The sequence below is a fragment of the Sphingobium sp. CFD-1 genome, assembly GCF_024611115.1.
Lineage (GTDB): Bacteria > Pseudomonadota > Alphaproteobacteria > Sphingomonadales > Sphingomonadaceae > Sphingobium > Sphingobium baderi_A.
Genome location: NZ_CP084398.1, coordinates 1,955,231 through 1,969,874 on the forward strand (window position 1 = coordinate 1,955,231; position 14,644 = coordinate 1,969,874).

General features: G+C 61.5%; 14 protein-coding genes and 1 tRNA gene. 5 read left to right on the top strand and 10 right to left on the bottom strand.

The genetic code is table 11. From position 1 onward, the window contains the following. Nucleotides 1-116: 116 nt before the first annotated feature. Nucleotides 117-551: a hypothetical protein gene (locus LDB26_RS09975; protein WP_062066014.1), complete on the bottom strand. Its 435-nt coding sequence runs from the start codon at nucleotides 549-551 to the stop codon at nucleotides 117-119. A gap of 79 nt (nucleotides 552-630) precedes the next feature. Here LDB26_RS09975 and LDB26_RS09980 point away from each other — a divergent pair, with 79 nt between their 5' ends. The 3 genes from LDB26_RS09980 (at nucleotide 631) to LDB26_RS09990 (ending at nucleotide 3,341) form a co-directional block, all read left to right on the top strand. Further along, a complete protein-coding gene (locus LDB26_RS09980; RefSeq protein WP_257538278.1) occupies nucleotides 631-2,070 on the top strand; it encodes an FAD-binding oxidoreductase in 1,440 nt (479 codons plus the stop codon). 119 nt (nucleotides 2,071-2,189) lie between these two features. Beyond that, nucleotides 2,190-2,975, top strand: a complete 786-nt coding sequence (locus LDB26_RS09985) for a SapC family protein (RefSeq protein WP_062066020.1) — start codon at nucleotides 2,190-2,192, stop codon at nucleotides 2,973-2,975. A 291-nt stretch (nucleotides 2,976-3,266) separates the two neighbouring features. Next, a tRNA-Glu gene (locus LDB26_RS09990) sits at nucleotides 3,267-3,341 on the top strand. A 193-nt stretch (nucleotides 3,342-3,534) separates the two neighbouring features. Here LDB26_RS09990 and LDB26_RS09995 read toward each other — a convergent pair. From LDB26_RS09995 to LDB26_RS10005, 3 genes are read right to left on the bottom strand one after another with little or no spacing between them, the layout of a single operon-like run. Further along, nucleotides 3,535-4,080 carry a molybdenum cofactor guanylyltransferase gene (locus LDB26_RS09995; RefSeq protein ID WP_062066111.1) on the bottom strand — a complete coding sequence of 182 codons (546 nt, stop codon included), beginning with the start codon at nucleotides 4,078-4,080 and terminating at the stop codon, nucleotides 3,535-3,537. Next, nucleotides 4,077-4,832 (bottom strand): formate dehydrogenase accessory sulfurtransferase FdhD, encoded by a 756-nt coding sequence (gene fdhD / locus LDB26_RS10000; RefSeq protein ID WP_156415362.1) that lies wholly within the window; start codon nucleotides 4,830-4,832, stop codon nucleotides 4,077-4,079. Before fdhD ends, LDB26_RS09995 begins: the two co-directional genes overlap by 4 nt. A 29-nt stretch (nucleotides 4,833-4,861) precedes the next feature. Further along, nucleotides 4,862-5,071 carry a hypothetical protein gene (locus tag LDB26_RS10005; protein WP_062066115.1) on the bottom strand — a complete coding sequence of 70 codons (210 nt, stop codon included), beginning with the start codon at nucleotides 5,069-5,071 and terminating at the stop codon, nucleotides 4,862-4,864. A gap of 314 nt (nucleotides 5,072-5,385) precedes the next feature. Here LDB26_RS10005 and LDB26_RS10010 point away from each other — a divergent pair, with 314 nt between their 5' ends. Next, nucleotides 5,386-5,775 carry a winged helix-turn-helix domain-containing protein gene (locus tag LDB26_RS10010; protein WP_257538279.1) on the top strand — a complete coding sequence of 130 codons (390 nt, stop codon included), beginning with the start codon at nucleotides 5,386-5,388 and terminating at the stop codon, nucleotides 5,773-5,775. Here the strand turns inward: LDB26_RS10010 and LDB26_RS10015 are convergent. Together LDB26_RS10015 and LDB26_RS10020 are read right to left on the bottom strand one after the other, a co-directional pair. After that, the gene (locus LDB26_RS10015; RefSeq protein WP_257538280.1) at nucleotides 5,770-6,636 is read right to left on the bottom strand and encodes a cytochrome-c peroxidase; all 867 of its coding nucleotides are present in this window, start codon (nucleotides 6,634-6,636) and stop codon (nucleotides 5,770-5,772) included. The genes LDB26_RS10010 and LDB26_RS10015 overlap by 6 nt on opposite strands. A 110-nt stretch (nucleotides 6,637-6,746) precedes the next feature. Continuing rightward, nucleotides 6,747-7,232, bottom strand: a complete 486-nt coding sequence (locus tag LDB26_RS10020; protein ID WP_257538281.1) for a hypothetical protein — start codon at nucleotides 7,230-7,232, stop codon at nucleotides 6,747-6,749. Between the two features lie 118 nt (nucleotides 7,233-7,350). Here LDB26_RS10020 and LDB26_RS10025 point away from each other — a divergent pair, with 118 nt between their 5' ends. After that, nucleotides 7,351-9,501 carry a TonB-dependent receptor gene (locus tag LDB26_RS10025; RefSeq protein ID WP_257538282.1) on the top strand — a complete coding sequence of 717 codons (2,151 nt, stop codon included), beginning with the start codon at nucleotides 7,351-7,353 and terminating at the stop codon, nucleotides 9,499-9,501. Between the two features lie 46 nt (nucleotides 9,502-9,547). Here the strand turns inward: LDB26_RS10025 and LDB26_RS10030 are convergent, their stop codons facing one another. The 4 genes from LDB26_RS10030 to LDB26_RS10045 are packed head-to-tail and all read right to left on the bottom strand — an operon-like array spanning nucleotide 9,548 to nucleotide 14,596. After that, a complete protein-coding gene (locus tag LDB26_RS10030; protein ID WP_257538284.1) occupies nucleotides 9,548-10,000 on the bottom strand; it encodes a MaoC family dehydratase in 453 nt (150 codons plus the stop codon). Then, nucleotides 10,000-11,847 (bottom strand): acetyl/propionyl/methylcrotonyl-CoA carboxylase subunit alpha, encoded by a 1,848-nt coding sequence (locus LDB26_RS10035; RefSeq protein ID WP_257538286.1) that lies wholly within the window; start codon nucleotides 11,845-11,847, stop codon nucleotides 10,000-10,002. The genes LDB26_RS10030 and LDB26_RS10035 overlap by 1 nt, the downstream gene beginning before the upstream one ends. Before the next feature lie 5 nt (nucleotides 11,848-11,852). After that, nucleotides 11,853-13,454: a carboxyl transferase domain-containing protein gene (locus LDB26_RS10040; RefSeq protein WP_257538287.1), complete on the bottom strand. Its 1,602-nt coding sequence runs from the start codon at nucleotides 13,452-13,454 to the stop codon at nucleotides 11,853-11,855. Beyond that, complete coding sequence (locus LDB26_RS10045) at nucleotides 13,451-14,596, bottom strand: isovaleryl-CoA dehydrogenase (RefSeq protein ID WP_062066127.1); 1,146 nt, start codon at nucleotides 14,594-14,596, stop codon at nucleotides 13,451-13,453. Before LDB26_RS10045 ends, LDB26_RS10040 begins: the two co-directional genes overlap by 4 nt. Between the last annotated feature and the right edge of the window lie 48 nt (nucleotides 14,597-14,644).

Genomic DNA, 14,644 nt, shown 5'->3' on the forward strand with positions numbered 1-14,644 from the left:
AATGCAGTGCCGCGACAATGCAGCACAGACCGCGCGCGCCTTGCGTAAATATTGGCGTCTTGTCAAGAAAATCGCTTATGCACGGGCCGTTCGCAGCCTCGCCTCTACCAGTCTGCTCAATCAGCCGGGTCCTGCGCGATCAGCCGCTTGAAGCTGTCTATCCCGCAACTGAGGCCACTGCGCGCTTGCAATTCATCCCGACCGGAACACAAGGAGCCATCCCCATCCGGCTCGACATAGAAACCGGAATAAAAACCTGTGGCATTGCACCCTCGTTCCAGCCGCGCGCGATAGCGATGATCATCCGCCAGGATCAGATCAACCCCATTGGCAACCACGATGCTTGCGGATCGTATAGAACGAAGCGCGATACAGCGAGGGCCCTTCTTCTCCCGCCAGGCATCCTTCAGTTCAGGCGCGATTCGTACCGGCGCCCGTCCTTTGCGCGCCATCGGCACGCGGATGATAACGCGGCGCTCGATGGTTAACTGTGCCCATTGCGTCGGCACCTCGGTCGGCGCGAGCAGCAACAGCAGGATGGAATGAAACAAGCCGAACCCCTTTTTGGGAAAGCCATGCTATCGGTCACTGGTTGAACAATCAATGAACTCCGGGGCATAGGACAGTTCCATGACAGGACAAAGCATCATTGATCGCTTCACATCCTTACTGGGACTGAAAGGCGTTGTCACAGAGAAGGACGATATCGCTCCCTGGCTGACCGACTGGCGCGGCCGTTATCATGGCGCGGCGGCAGCGATCCTTGCCCCCGCTTCCACTCAACAGGTTGCCGCGGCTGTTGCCCTGGCGTCGGAATTAGGCGTTCCGCTTGTGCCGCAGGGCGGTAATACATCCATGGTGGGCGGAGCCACGCCGCCTGCGGACGGCAGCGCCCTTATCCTTTCCCTGCGCCGCATGAACCGCATCCGCAATCTGTCGCCCGACGATAATCTGGTGATTTGCGAGGCAGGCGTTATCCTTTCCAACTTGCATGAAGCAGCCGAAGCGGTCGGTCGTCGCTTTCCACTCAGCCTGGGGGCCAAGGGTTCGGCAACGATTGGTGGCCTCATTTCCACGAATGCAGGCGGCACGCAGGTCCTACGCCATGGAACGATGCGCGCGCTTGTGGAGGGCATCGAGGCAGTCTTGCCCGACGGCAGCATTTTCGATGGCCTCGAAGCCCTGAAAAAAGACAATCGCGGCTATGACATCAAGCAATTGCTGATCGGCGCGGAGGGGACGCTGGGGATTGTGACCGCAGCTTCCCTCCGCCTGGTTCCCGCGATTGCCTTACGGGCCGTGGGCTGGGTCGGCGTTCGGTCCCCCGCCGATGCGCTCGCGCTTCTACGCCTTGTGGAAGGGCATCTGGGCGAAAGCGTGGAAGGATTCGAGATCATCGCCGACGATGGCCTTGGCCATGTCCTCTCCCATATTCCCGGCACGCGCTGCCCCATCGGCACCCGAACGCCCTGGCATGTGCTGATCGAAGTCGATCATGCAGACCTAAGCGAGCCCGGCCCTGCGGAACGGCTGGAACGGGCGTTGACCGATGCCTTTGAGGAAGGCATCGCCGTGGATGCCGCCATCGCCGCCAACGAGGCGCAAGCGGAAGCTTTCTGGCGCATCCGCGAATCCATCTCCGAGGCGGAAAGGGCTCAAGGGCCCGCGCTGCAATATGACATCAGCGTTCCTGTTTCGCATATGCCCGCCTTCATGGTGGAGGCTGCGACTGCCGTAGAACGCGAGTTTCCCGGTACGACGGCGTCTTCCTTCGGCCATCTGGGTGACGGTAATGTGCATTTCCATGTGCGCGCTCCCCAGGGGACCAAGGACGGCGCGGCATGGATCGCAATGCAGGGGCAGGCCATCAACGCCTTCGTCCATGATGCCGTGGTCGCCACAGGCGGATCGATTTCGGCCGAACATGGCATCGGCCAGATGAAGCGCGCCGAACTCGGGCGCCTTGCCTCCCCCGCCCGGATCGCGGCGTTGCGCGCCATCAAGGCGGCGTTCGATCCGAAAGGCATTATGAACCCCGGCAAGCTCATTCCGCGCCCTGATGAAAGCTGAAGGCCGAGCATCCACAAAGCAATTGCCTCACAACGCCAAGGGCTCTACTGCCTTCGGCCAATCTTGCAGCCCGGCGGCACCTTTCAAACCACCGCCTTTGAAGGAATGGAACGCATATCATGGCAAGTGCACCGACCGGCCTTCCCATTTTCTACAATGACCTTCTTCCGCTCAGCAGCGCGGATCATGCCGATTATCGTAATCGTCCGCTCGACACTGCGCCATTCCTGAAAAGCCAGCATGCTGTTCCACTGACCGTCGACGAATTCGTCGCCGCCCAGCGTTTCCTCCCCATCATCTTTTCGGCGGGCGATGATTCGGTTCCGCTCGCGCTGATGGGCCTTAACGAAGGGGTCAACATCTTCCTCGACGAAGAAGGCAAGCTGCGTGGGCCCGCCTATGTTCCGGCCTATGTCCGCCGCTATCCCTGGATGCTCGCCAAGCTGCGCCCGGACAGCGACGAACTTTCGCTCTGCTTCGATCCCACCAGCGAAGTACTGGGCGCGTTCGAGGAAGGCCAACCGCTATTCGAGGACGGCAAGCCTACGGAGTTAACCCAGGGCGTGCTGAAATTCTGCGAAGATTTCGAACAGGCCGCCGCGCGCACCGGCCAGTTCGTTCGTGAATTGCAGGAAATGGACCTTCTCATGGATGGTGAGGTCGCCATTCAGGTTCCCGGCAGCGAACAGCCCTTTATCTATCGCGGCTTCCGCATGGTGAATGAGGAAAAGCTGCGCGACATGCGCGGGGATCAACTTCGCAAGATCAACCAAAGTGGGATGCTTCCTCTGATCCACGCTCATCTTTTCTCGCTGCAACTGATGCGCGAGATCTTCGAAGCGCAGGTTCAGCAGGGCAAGGGGCCGATCGCCGGCATCGTTGCGCCCCAGTCTGCGGAAGCGTGAAACCTGCGGCTCGGTAAGCTCATAAATAATTGAACACAGGGACGTTGCATTCCTCTTGAAAGGAAAGTCAACGTCCCCTATCTTCGGAGCATACGGCCACCTGCCCCCCTTTCGGGTGCGCCGTATGGGCGCCTCCCCCTTTGGAGGCGTCTCCTCCCTGAACCTGGCCACCCCGTGCGAATCGCATGGGGTGGTTTTTTATATGCGGGACGGAATTGCCTCAGTTTCGCTTGACGGGGATGATGAGCGCCCCTAATTGCGACCGCCTGCTGATCGCCAACATGCGATCACGGCCCCTTCGTCTAGCGGTCAGGACGCGGCCCTCTCACGGCTGAAACACGGGTTCGATTCCCGTAGGGGTCACCAGTAAACACACTGTAATTCATCATTTCCATAACCTGAGATCAAACGCCTGATCATAGGACTTTTCCTTAATTCAGTGACCTAAGCCGTTCTGGCAATCCTGCTCATAGCCTTCGCCAAATATTTTAGCCTGACCACAGATCAGCGAGAGAGGCGCGTTGGCTCTCCAGGCGATACGCACTGAAAGACGACCAGGCTATCGCGGCTTAGCCTTAGTCAATCGTTCCAGATCTCCTGTATAATTGACATTCGCTATAGTCAGCCCAATTCCCACCGGGCAGGCGCCGATGCTCTCAGCCCAGTGCCGGACAGAACGGTTACCCGTCCGCAGCAGATATTCCTCCAGTTCACCCGCCAGCACGCTCGGCCACAGCCCGATCACCGGGCAACCCGTCGCGTAAGCGGCCCGCTCCTTTGCACATAGTTCCACCAGCAGAGCGCGCGGCATGTCAGGCGTATCGCAGGGCATGGACAGGACATGGGCAAATCCCCGTTCCCGCGCAACTGCCATCGCCCCAGCCAGCCCGCCCAGCGGCCCCAGACCAGCCTGGGGCCTGTCCTCCACGCCGCCATAGACAGGATGCATTCGCCCGGAAATCATCACACTGTCCACAAAGTCCGCGAGATTGCCCATTGACCAGTCGAGCAGCGAACGCCCGCGATAGAGCGCTTCTGCCTTGTCCGTCCCAAACCGACTCGAAAGCCCACCTGCCAGCACGACGCCCAAAACTCCGCCCTTCATGTGGGGACCAGCATCGCGTCAGGCCGCGCAATCACGCGCAGATCCAGCCCCGCCTCGCGCGCGCGATGCAGGGCCAAGGCTGTGGGCGCGGAGATCGTCACCAGCAACGGACAATCGCTCAGCACCGCCTTTTCCACCAGTTCATAGGAACAGCGCGACGACAGCAACGCAAAGCCGCCATCCCAATCCGCCCCTGCCCTTCGCATTGCGCCGATCAGCTTATCGAAGGCGTTGTGCCGTCCGACATCCTCCCGCACCAGTCGGATCGTGCCATCCTGTCCAACCCATGCCGCAGCATGGACCGCGCCTGTCCGCGCATTGAGCGGCTGATGCACCTGCAACGCCTCCAAAGCACGAAAAATGGCTGCGTCATCAGCGCGGCTTCGCGCCATGACCAGCGGCAGTGGGCGCATCGCCTGCTCTATATTTTCGACCCCGCACAGACCACAGGAAGAATCTGTCGCACGATGACGCACCCGGTCCAGCAGATCATCGGTACGTTCGGGCGGCAATGTCGCGCGCGCGATGATGCCTTCTTCCGTCGCATGCACATCCACATCGAACGCCGGATCGCCCGCTCCCATCAACCGCTCCGACAGCGCGAAACCCACCAGCAGATCGGTAATATCGGTCGGCGTCGCCATCAGCACCGCATAGCCGACTCCGTTGAACTCCAGCGCCACCGGCACTTCTTCGGCCAAATCGCGCATAACGCAGCCTCTCTCGCCTTGAGGGGTCAGCCGCTGAAACATCTGATTGGCGACATCGCCCCGCCCCGGAGTCATGTGCGACGCGTAGCGATCGGGTTGACAACGGCCGCCGGAGACATCTCTGTGGCGAGCTTTACGATATACTGGCGCGGCGTCAGGCCCCGGAAGATTCGGATACGATCTTCGGTCATCGCGGTCGCCTGCGCCTCCCTCATCGCTGCAAGATGGCGCGGGCTATATATCCAGCGGTCGGCGGCGGATACCGCATTTTCGTCATCCATGTCCCGTTCCTATTCGGCGGCCTGCGAAGGCACGATCCGGCAACTGAAGCGGTTATGCTCGGCACAATTCTCCTGCCAGTACGACAGACCGTATGAAAAGCGCCATCTGCACCGCCGCCGTCTTACATTCCGAGCGATTAGCCGCACAGTCCGAATAATCAATGGCCCTGACATTGGCCTGCATGCCGAGATGGTGAAATGTAGCATAAGTCTGCCAGCAGGGCTGATTTAAGGATTATGAGAGAAGCAGGCGGCAATCTAATCGACAGAACCGCGACGACTTAACGAAGGCTTGGAAAGGGTTATAAGAGGATATGCGCGCCGACTTTCTCAAGCTCAAGGTTCAGATATTCTGTGGCGATGAAATTGCCATGGGTCCGGGGAAAGCCGACCTGTTGGAAGCCATTGACGCATTGGGTTCCATTTCTGCCGCGGGTCGATCCATGGGCATGAGCTACCGTCGGACATGGCTTCTGGTTGACGCGATGAACCGTTGCTGGCGCGAGCGACTGGTCGAGACGGTAGCAGGCGGCGGCAAGGAACGCGGGGCTCGGCTGACATCAACTGGTCGGCAGATACTGACCGATTACCGCGCGATGGAAAAAGCCGCTATTTCGGCCACAGCGGACGGGCATTTCAGCCATCTTGAAAATTTGCTGAGGGACGCGCCCTTATCACCCTCCCATCCTCAACCAGCCTCATAATTTACGCCCGCACGCACGATCAGGCATCGCGAGCCGCGGATCGGTCAGAAAGGTCCGATCGGTCAGGCTCTCCAGAAACGCACGCAAAGGCGCCATTTCATCTTGAGCCAATCCCATGGCATGGCGCCGGATCGCATCTTCCAATGTCGGTGCTGATCCGTCATGCCACCATGGACCGGTGACGGCGACATTTCGCAGGGAGGGCGTCCGAAATCGATCTCCATCCTCCGGCCTTCCTGTCTTCTCGACCAGGCCGCGATCCTTGCCAATATTCTTTTCCAGACGATGATAATCGTCATCGATGAAGTCCCGCCCCGCATGGCAGGCAACACATCCCCGCGCGGCAAACAAAGCAGCACCCCTGCGCGCTTCGGTGGAGATCGCGCCAATCTCACCCCGCCCATGGCGATCAAACGGGCTGTTCAGAGCGATCATCGTCCTTTCAAACGCGGCTATGGCATGGGATATGGTGTCAAGACTTATATGCCCCTTCACTTCGGGAAAAGCACGAGCAAACATGCGGCGATAACAAGCATCATTGCCCAAACGGCGGAACAATTCGGCCTCTTTCCCGCGCATGCCCAGTTCCACCGGATTGTCACCGAGCAACGGCACCAGCATCTGGGCCTCAAGCGTCGTCAGCGATGGATCGGCAGCGGTCAATCGCCTCCGCCAGGCGACATTGGCGAGCCCGGGGACATTCCGGCGCCCTGGATCGCCATGCACACCGGGCCGCATGGTATTGCCGTCCGCAAAGCCCCGCTTTTGCTCATGACATCCCGCGCAGGATAGCGTGCCGTTCACTGAAAGATCGGCATCGTAAAACAGACGGCGGCCAAGTTCGACCTTCGCCATGCTCATGGCACTGTTGATTGGCACGATTGGCGGAGGAACGTCGGCCGGCAATCCCCAATCCCATGCCCTTCCTCCTGCGGTCAATAGCAGCAAGGAAAGCGCCAGTAGCCAGCTTCTCACTGGAGCGGCGTCACCAGAACAGTCAATCGATCTTCGCCATTGGCGGAGATTTGCAGCGTATAGCTCCCCGGCTGCAACTCATAGTCCACCATCTTGCGGATGCCGCTGCACTGCGGGCCATGTCCGTGGGCGACGGACGGCTGCGCCTTTCCGTCCTTGACCACATCCACCCACGCGCCCGAACCAAGTGCCACGCGCCAGACCGCAGCAGTCGGCACGACGAAACGCGCCAAACCACCAAAGCTGACCGATCCACCCGGCTTTTCGGGTCGCAGAACATAAGCGACTTCAGGTGTCGGCAACAGCGTAAGGGCAGCCGCCTGCCCAGCGCTCAAATTGGCTTTGGCCGTGCCCTTGCGGGTGGAAGCGGCCTGCAAAGCGATCGGATCGCGCCAGGAGAGGAATGGCTGAGCCAGTTCCGCAGGCGCCGAACAGGCCACCGGTTCTTCCATCGCGGCAGAAGCGGGCCAAGGCATCAGCATGGCGCAAAGAGCCATCCCACACCGAAAAGAAAATGCATTTGCCAAGAAACTTCCCTCCCCGAAACAAAGCTATATATGACGAAATATAGTGAGTCGAAAGACCATAAAAGGGGGTTCCATGCGTATCATTCTTGCCGCCACGCTGTTGGCGGGTATTTCTCTCATCCCGATGGCACAGGCCCAGACGGACGGAACGCCATCCGTCGCGCAATCCGACCGCTTTTCACTGGGACAGATCATAGTGACCGCGCAGCGTCTGGACGGCGTGGGCATTGATGCCAACACATTGTCCGCGGACGCGATCTATACCTTCAACCGCGGCGCGCTGGATGATGCAGTGAATCTCATGCCCGGCGTGGCGTCGGGCAATAGCGGCGGCACGCGCAATGAACGCCTCGTCTTCGTGCGCGGATTCGATCGGTTTCAGGTGCCGCTGTCGATCGACGGCATCCGCGTTTACCTGCCCGCCGACAACCGGCTGGACTATGGGCGCTTCCTGACAACCGATATTGCGGAAGTTCAGGTAGCTAAGGGCTATGCCTCCGTCCTAGACGGACCGGGAGCGATGGGCGGTGCGATCAACCTCGTCACGCGCAAGCCAACCAAAGAACTCGACATCGACGTGCGCGGCACGATCAATCTCGATAATGACGGCGATTATGCAGGCTATTCCACCTCCGCCATGATCGGAACGAAGCAGGATCGCTGGTATGCACAGGCCAGCTATGCGCGCAGCTTCACAGACCACTGGGACTTGCCCAATGATTTCCGTGCGACCGTCCCAACGCTGGAGGACGGCGGCGAACGCGATTTTTCGCGCACGCGGGATTGGCGGGTGAATGCCAAGGTCGGTTTCACGCCAAACGAAACCGACGAATATGCGATCAGCTACACCCGGCAGGAAGGCGCGAAGGAAGCTCCCTTGCACGTCAGCGACACGGTATCGACGCCTCGCTTCTGGACATGGCCATCATGGGATATCGAAAGTGTCTATTTCCTGTCGACCACGGCGCTGGGTGACCGCGCTACGCTGAAGACACGCGCCTATTACAATAGCTTCGCTTCGATATTGCGATCCTTCAACGACCGCAATCAAGATACGCAGAGCCGTCCCTATGCCTTTGACAGCCCCTATCGTGACCGCGCCTGGGGCGGTTCCGCTCAGCTCGACTTCCAGGCGTCGGATGCCGACACGCTACGGATCGCTTTCCATTACCGCCACGACAAGCATGTGGAAGCGCAGACCAGTTTCTCCATGACCGGCGTGCCCAGCACGGAGCCGGAACAGACGCAGACGGAAAATGTCTTTTCCGCCGCGCTGGAAAATGAGCTGAAGCTAACGCCCACCCTCTCCTTCACTCTGGGCGGAAGCTTCGACTGGCGCGATCTCAAGCGGGCGGAAGAATATGGTTCTCCGCTCGGCACGTCGGGCACGCCTGCCACACTTTACAACTATCCACGCCGGGATGCGGATACTTGGAACCTACAAGGCCGACTCGACTGGCAGGCCAGTGAAGCCCTCTCCCTGCACGCCAGCCTGTCGTCGCGGGCACGTTTCCCGACCATCTTCGAGCGGTTCAGCCAGCGCTTCAATCAGGCCATTCCCAACCCCGACCTGAAGGCGGAACGCGCCAATAATGCCGAAATCGGCGGCACATGGCTGAACGGCTCCGTCAAGCTGGAAGGCGCGCTATTCTATAGCTGGATCGACAATGCGATCATCCAGTCCGTGCCGATCCTGGCCTATCCCTGCACCGCATCGACCGCGCCGCCGACCGTTCCCACCCCGGGTTGTGACCAGCGCTACATGAGCCAGAGTCAAAATGTCGGCAAAGGCCATTATTATGGGGGGGAAATTTCCCTTTCGGCGACGCTGATGCCGGGGCTGGACGCTGGCTTCAATTATACGCTGACCAAGCGGCGCCTGCATTATGCCGGACAGGACGCCTTCGAGTTGACGGGCGTGCCGACACATAAGGGCTTCGCCTGGCTCGCCTGGTCGCCGGTGGAGCAGTTGCATATCGTGCCCAGCGTCGATCTGGCGTCGAAACGCTGGACGCTCTTCACCGCCACGCCCTCCAGCGATCCCGTGCGCTATTATCGAACCGGCGCTTATGTAAACGCAAGCCTGCGGATCGACTATGCGCTGACGGATAATGTCGACATTGGCGTGGGCGGGCGCAACCTGTTCGATGACTATTACACGCTGACCGATGGCTTCCCCGAACCGGGCCGCACGCTTTTTGCCAGCATCCGCGTGAAATATTAATCTGGCGGTTCAGGCGCGGGCCGCACCGCTCGCGTCTGAACCCAATTCAGCTCCCGCTTCCCTGTATCAGCGCCATGCGGTGGCATTCGCAGACCACTTCGTCCCGCTGATTCAACAGGCGGTGGGCGAAGGTGACGATACCGGCGCCAGGCCGGGATTTGCTCGGCTTGAGCGCTATCACTTCCGTTTCAGCGCGCAAAGTGTCGCCGATAAAAACGGGCTTGGGCATCACCAGCTTGTCATAACCCAGATTGGCTATCAACGTTCCCAGCGTCGTATCGCCCACCGACAAGCCGACCATCAGGGCGAAGGTGAAAGTGCCATTGACGAGAATCTGCCCGAATTCCGACGCCTTGGCCGCCTCTGCATCCAGATGCAGCGGCTGCGGATTATGCGTCATCGTGGAAAAGAGGAGATTGTCCGTTTCCGTTACCGTGCGGCGAATGTCGTGGGCGACGCGATCCCCGATTTTCCATTGATCGAAGAACCGGCCCGCCATCACGCTTCCTCCTTGTCGATCCGCGCGAGCAATGCTCCCTCGCTCACCTGACTGCCTTCCGTCGCGTTAAACTCCGCCACGATACCGTCAAAAGGTGCGACAAGGCCGTGCTCCATCTTCATGGCTTCCAGCGTTAGCAGTCTTTGTCCCCTGGCCACCTTGTCTCCTCGCCCGACAGCGACGGAGATAATCCGCCCCGGCATGGGCGACAGCACCAGCCCATCGGATGCGCCGCCTGTTGCGACCCCGTTCATGCGCCATGGCGACAACCGCCAGGTCTGTCCTCCTTCCGCAATCAACACGACCTCGTCGCTCTCCTCCCTGTCTCCAGCCCTCTGCGGGTCGAAGGAGATGGCCACAGCTTCGCCATTCAACAGGAAAAGGGCGTCGCTCCGCATAGGCGCATTTAAACGGAACCCACCAAGTTCTCCACCAAAGGCCAGTGCCGCCGCTGCATCCGTCAAGGCCGCGCCGGAAGGTCGCTCGGGTGGCATTAACGCCTCGCCTTCACGCTCGACGAGGCCTGTATCGATGTCCGCTTCCACAAAGGCCGGATGCTCCAGCGCTTTCACCAGAAAACCAGCATTGGTACGCAGCGGCCAAATGACGCTGTCGCTGAGGCACGCCGCCAGCCGCCTGCGTGCGCTTTCCCGTTCAGGGCCATGCGCGATGACCTTGGCAATCATCGGATCGTAAAAGGAGGAAATTTCCGCCCCAAGCTCGACGCCCGTATCGATCCGGCATTTTTCGCCCAGATCAAAAACGTCCAGCGATCCGATGGACGGCAGGAAGCCCTTCGCCGGGTCCTCCGCATAGAGCCGCGCTTCCATGGCCCAGCCGTTGATCGACAATTGCTCCTGCGTCTGGGGCAACGGCTCGCCCGACGCCACGCGCAACTGCCATTCGACCAGATCCTGTCCCGTAATCGCCTCGGTGACAGGGTGTTCGACCTGAAGCCGTGTGTTCATCTCCATGAACCAGATGCGGTCGGCCCGCAGCCCTTCCGAACCGTCCGCGATGAACTCGATCGTTCCCGCGCCGACATAGTCCACCGCCCTGGCCGCCCGGACCGCCGCATCGCAGATCGCCTCCCGGGTGGCGTCATCCATGCCCGGCGCGGGCGCTTCCTCGATCACCTTCTGGTGCCGCCGCTGGAGCGAGCAGTCCCGCTCGAACAGATGGACGACATTGCCGTGCCGGTCGCCGAAAACCTGCACCTCGATATGGCGCGGGTTCGTCACCCATTTTTCCAGCAGCACCTGATCGTTGCCGAAGGACGAAGCCGCTTCCCGCCGGCACGACTGCAGCGCCTCGGCGAAATCGCCAGGCCCATCGACCTTCCGCATCCCTTTGCCGCCGCCGCCCGCGACCGCTTTGATCAGCACGGGATAGCCGATGGCGTCCGCCTCCGCCGCCAGCCGCGTCCCGCTCTGGTCCTGCCCCAGATAGCCCGGCGTCACCGGCACGCCCGCCTCGCTCATCAGGGACTTGGCGGCGTCCTTCAATCCCATGGCCGTGATGCTCGCCGGATCGGGACCGACCCAGATCAGCCCGGCGTCGATCACCGCCTGCGCGAAGTCCGCATTTTCCGACAGGAAACCATAGCCCGGATGGATCGCCTCCGCCCCCGTCTCCCGCGCGGCGGCGATGATCCGGTCGCCCAGCAGATAGGATTCACGGACAGGCGACGGCCCGATATGCACGGCCGCGTCCGCTTCGCGCACATGCAACGCCCCGGCATCGGCGTCCGAATAAACCGCCACAGTGCGGATACCCAGGCGCCGCGCGGTGCGGACGATGCGGCAGGCGATCTCGCCCCGATTGGCGATAAGGAGGGAACGGATCATCGGCATCACATCCTGAAGAGGCCGAATTGGGCACGGTCGGGGATCGGCGCGTTCAACGTCGCCGCAAAGGCCAGCCCCAGCACGTCGCGGGTCTGCGCCGGATCGATGACGCCATCGTCCCACAATCGCGCCGTGGCGTGATAGGGATTGCCTTCCTCCTCATATTTCCGCCGGATCGGCGCCTTGAAGGCTTCGGCTTCCTCCGCCCTCCATGCGGCGGCGTCGCGGTGCACCGCCGCCAGCACCGACGCGGCCTGTTCCCCGCCCATCACGGAAATGCGGCTGTTGGGCCAGGTGAAGAGGAAGCGCGGCCCATAAGCCCGTCCGCACATCCCGTAATTGCCCGCGCCGAAACTGCCGCCGATCAGCACCGTGATCTTGGGGACCTGCGCCGTCGCCACCGCCGTCACCAGCTTCGCGCCGTGCTTGGCGATCCCTTCCGCCTCATATTTCCCCCCGACCATGAAGCCGGAGATGTTCTGGAGGAACAGCAGCGGAATACGCCGCTGGCAGGCCAGTTCGATGAAATGCGCGCCCTTCTGCGCGCTTTCGCTGAACAGCACGCCGTTATTGGCGAGGATCGCCACCGGCATCCCCCAGATATGGGCAAAGCCGCAGACCAGCGTGGAGCCGTAGAGCGCCTTGAACTCGTGAAATTCGCTGCCGTCCACCAACCGCGCGATCACCTCGCGCACGTCATAGGGCGCGCGCACATCCTCCGGGATGATGCCGTAAAGATCTTCGGCCGCGAATTTCGGCGGCCGCGCCTCGCGAACATGGATGTCGGCTGCGCGATCCGGCTGGAGCGTCGAAACGATGTCCCGCACGATGCTGAGCGCATGATCGTCATTTTCCGCGACATGATCCACCACGCCGGACTTGCGGCCATGCAGATCGCCGCCGCCCAGATCCTCCGCGCTGATGACCTCGCCCGTCGCCGCCCGCACCAGCGGCGGACCGGCCAGGAAGATCGTCCCCTGATTGCGGACGATCACCGTCTCGTCCGACATGGCCGGGACATAGGCGCCGCCCGCCGTGCAGCTCCCCATCACGCAGGCGATCTGCGGAATGCCCTGCGCCGACATGGTCGCCTGATGGAAGAAGATGCGGCCGAAATGCTCCTTGTCCGGGAACACGTCCGCCTGATTGGGCAGGTTCGCGCCGCCGCTGTCGACCAGATAGATGCAAGGCAGCCGGTTTTCCAGCGCGATCTCCTGCGCCCGCAAATGCTTCTTGACGGTCAGCGGATAATAGGTTCCGCCCTTCACCGTCGCATCGTTGCAGACGATCATCACCTGACGGCCCGACACCCGGCCGATGCCCGTAATCAGGCCCGCGCCCGGCACTTCGCCCTGATACAGATCATAGGCCGCAAGCTGCCCGATCTCCAGAAAGGGCGATCCCGCGTCCAGCAGCCGCTCCACCCGCTCGCGCGGCAGCAGCTTGCCCCGCGCCTCATGCTTCTCCCGCGCCCTGGCGGAGCCGCCCCGCGCTGCCTCGCCCACTTTAGTCCGCAATTCCTCCGCCAGGGCGCGATTGATGGCCGCATTGGCGCGAAAGGCGTCGCTGTCCGGGGACAGCTTCCCATCCAGAACCGGCGCGCTCATGCCCCGATCAATTCCCGGCCGATCAACATGCGGCGAATTTCATTCGTCCCCGCGCCGATGTCCAGCAATTTGGCGTCGCGCATATAGCGTTCGACCGGCCAGTCCTTCGTATAGCCCGCGCCGCCCAGCGCCTGCACCGCTTCCTGCGCGGTCTTCATCGCATTCTCGCTCGCCAGCAGGATCGCCCCCGCCGCGTCGAAGCGGGTCGTCCTGCCCGCGTCACAGGCTTTCGCGACCGCGTAGACATAGGCCCGCGCGCTATTGAGCGCCACATACATGTCGGCGACCTTCGCCTGCATCAACTGGAACGCGCCGATGGGCTGTCCGAACTGCCTGCGTTCCCGCACATAGGGCAGCACGACGTCCAGACAGGCTTGCATGATGCCGAGCTGTATCCCCGCCAGCACTGTGCGCTCGTAATCGAGGCCCGACATCAGCACGCCGACCCCGCCGTCGAGCGGCCCCATGACATTCTCTTCCGGCACCTCGCAATCGTCGAAGACCAGCTCGCCGGTCGGACTGCCGCGCATCCCCATCTTGTCGATCTTCTGACCGATGGAGAAGCCCTTGAAGCCCTTTTCGATGATGAAGGCCGTGATCCCGCGCGATCCTTCGCCCGTCTTTGCGTAGACGATCAGCGTGTCGGCCTCCGCCGCGTTGGTGATCCAGAATTTCGTGCCGTTGAGCACATAGCAGTCCCCCCGCTTTTCCGCGCGCAGCTTCATGGACACGACGTCCGATCCCGCTCCCGCCTCCGACATGGCGAGGCTGCCGACATGCTCGCCCGAAATCAGCCGGGGCAGATATGCCGCCTTCTGCGCCGCATTGCCCCAGCGGCGCAGCTGATTGACGCAAAGATTGGAATGCGCCCCATAGGACAGCCCTATGGAGGCCGAGGCCCGCGCGACTTCCTCCTGCGCGACGACATGCTCCAGATAGCCAAGGCCCAGGCCGCCCCATTCCTCCTCGACGGTGATACCGTGCAGGCCCAAAGCGCCCATTTCCGGCCAAAGTGCGCGTGGGAACCAGTCCTTGGCGTCTATCTCCGCTGCGAGGGGAGCGATCCGATCTGCCGCAAAGCGCGTGGCGCTCTCCCGGATCATGTCCGCGGTTTCACTGAGGCCGAAGTCGAAATCCGTCATCGCGTCTCTCCTTGCCGGCATCCTAGCGCCTTGGCCATTCCCCGAAAA

Bases quoted from the DNA above. Each gene is read 5' to 3' on its own strand.
- LDB26_RS10020 (WP_257538281.1), bottom strand. From the start codon at position 7,232: ATGCTGATGCCTTGGCCCGCTTCTGCCGCGATGGAAGAACCGGTGGCC.
- LDB26_RS10040 (WP_257538287.1), bottom strand. From the start codon at position 13,454: ATGAGCGCGCCGGTTCTGGATGGGAAGCTGTCCCCGGACAGCGACGCC.
- LDB26_RS10010 (WP_257538279.1), top strand. From the start codon at position 5,386: ATGCGCGCCGACTTTCTCAAGCTCAAGGTTCAGATATTCTGTGGCGAT.
- LDB26_RS10045 (WP_062066127.1), bottom strand. From the start codon at position 14,596: ATGACGGATTTCGACTTCGGCCTCAGTGAAACCGCGGACATGATCCGG.
- LDB26_RS09985 (WP_062066020.1), top strand. From the start codon at position 2,190: ATGGCAAGTGCACCGACCGGCCTTCCCATTTTCTACAATGACCTTCTT.
- LDB26_RS09995 (WP_062066111.1), bottom strand. From the start codon at position 4,080: ATGAAGGGCGGAGTTTTGGGCGTCGTGCTGGCAGGTGGGCTTTCGAGT.
- LDB26_RS10005 (WP_062066115.1), bottom strand. From the start codon at position 5,071: ATGGATGACGAAAATGCGGTATCCGCCGCCGACCGCTGGATATATAGC.
- fdhD (WP_156415362.1), bottom strand. From the start codon at position 4,832: ATGTTTCAGCGGCTGACCCCTCAAGGCGAGAGAGGCTGCGTTATGCGC.
- LDB26_RS09980 (WP_257538278.1), top strand. From the start codon at position 631: ATGACAGGACAAAGCATCATTGATCGCTTCACATCCTTACTGGGACTG.
- LDB26_RS10035 (WP_257538286.1), bottom strand. From the start codon at position 11,847: ATGATCCGTTCCCTCCTTATCGCCAATCGGGGCGAGATCGCCTGCCGC.
- LDB26_RS10030 (WP_257538284.1), bottom strand. From the start codon at position 10,000: ATGGCGGGCCGGTTCTTCGATCAATGGAAAATCGGGGATCGCGTCGCC.
- LDB26_RS10025 (WP_257538282.1), top strand. From the start codon at position 7,351: ATGCGTATCATTCTTGCCGCCACGCTGTTGGCGGGTATTTCTCTCATC.
- LDB26_RS10015 (WP_257538280.1), bottom strand. From the start codon at position 6,636: ATGAGCATGGCGAAGGTCGAACTTGGCCGCCGTCTGTTTTACGATGCC.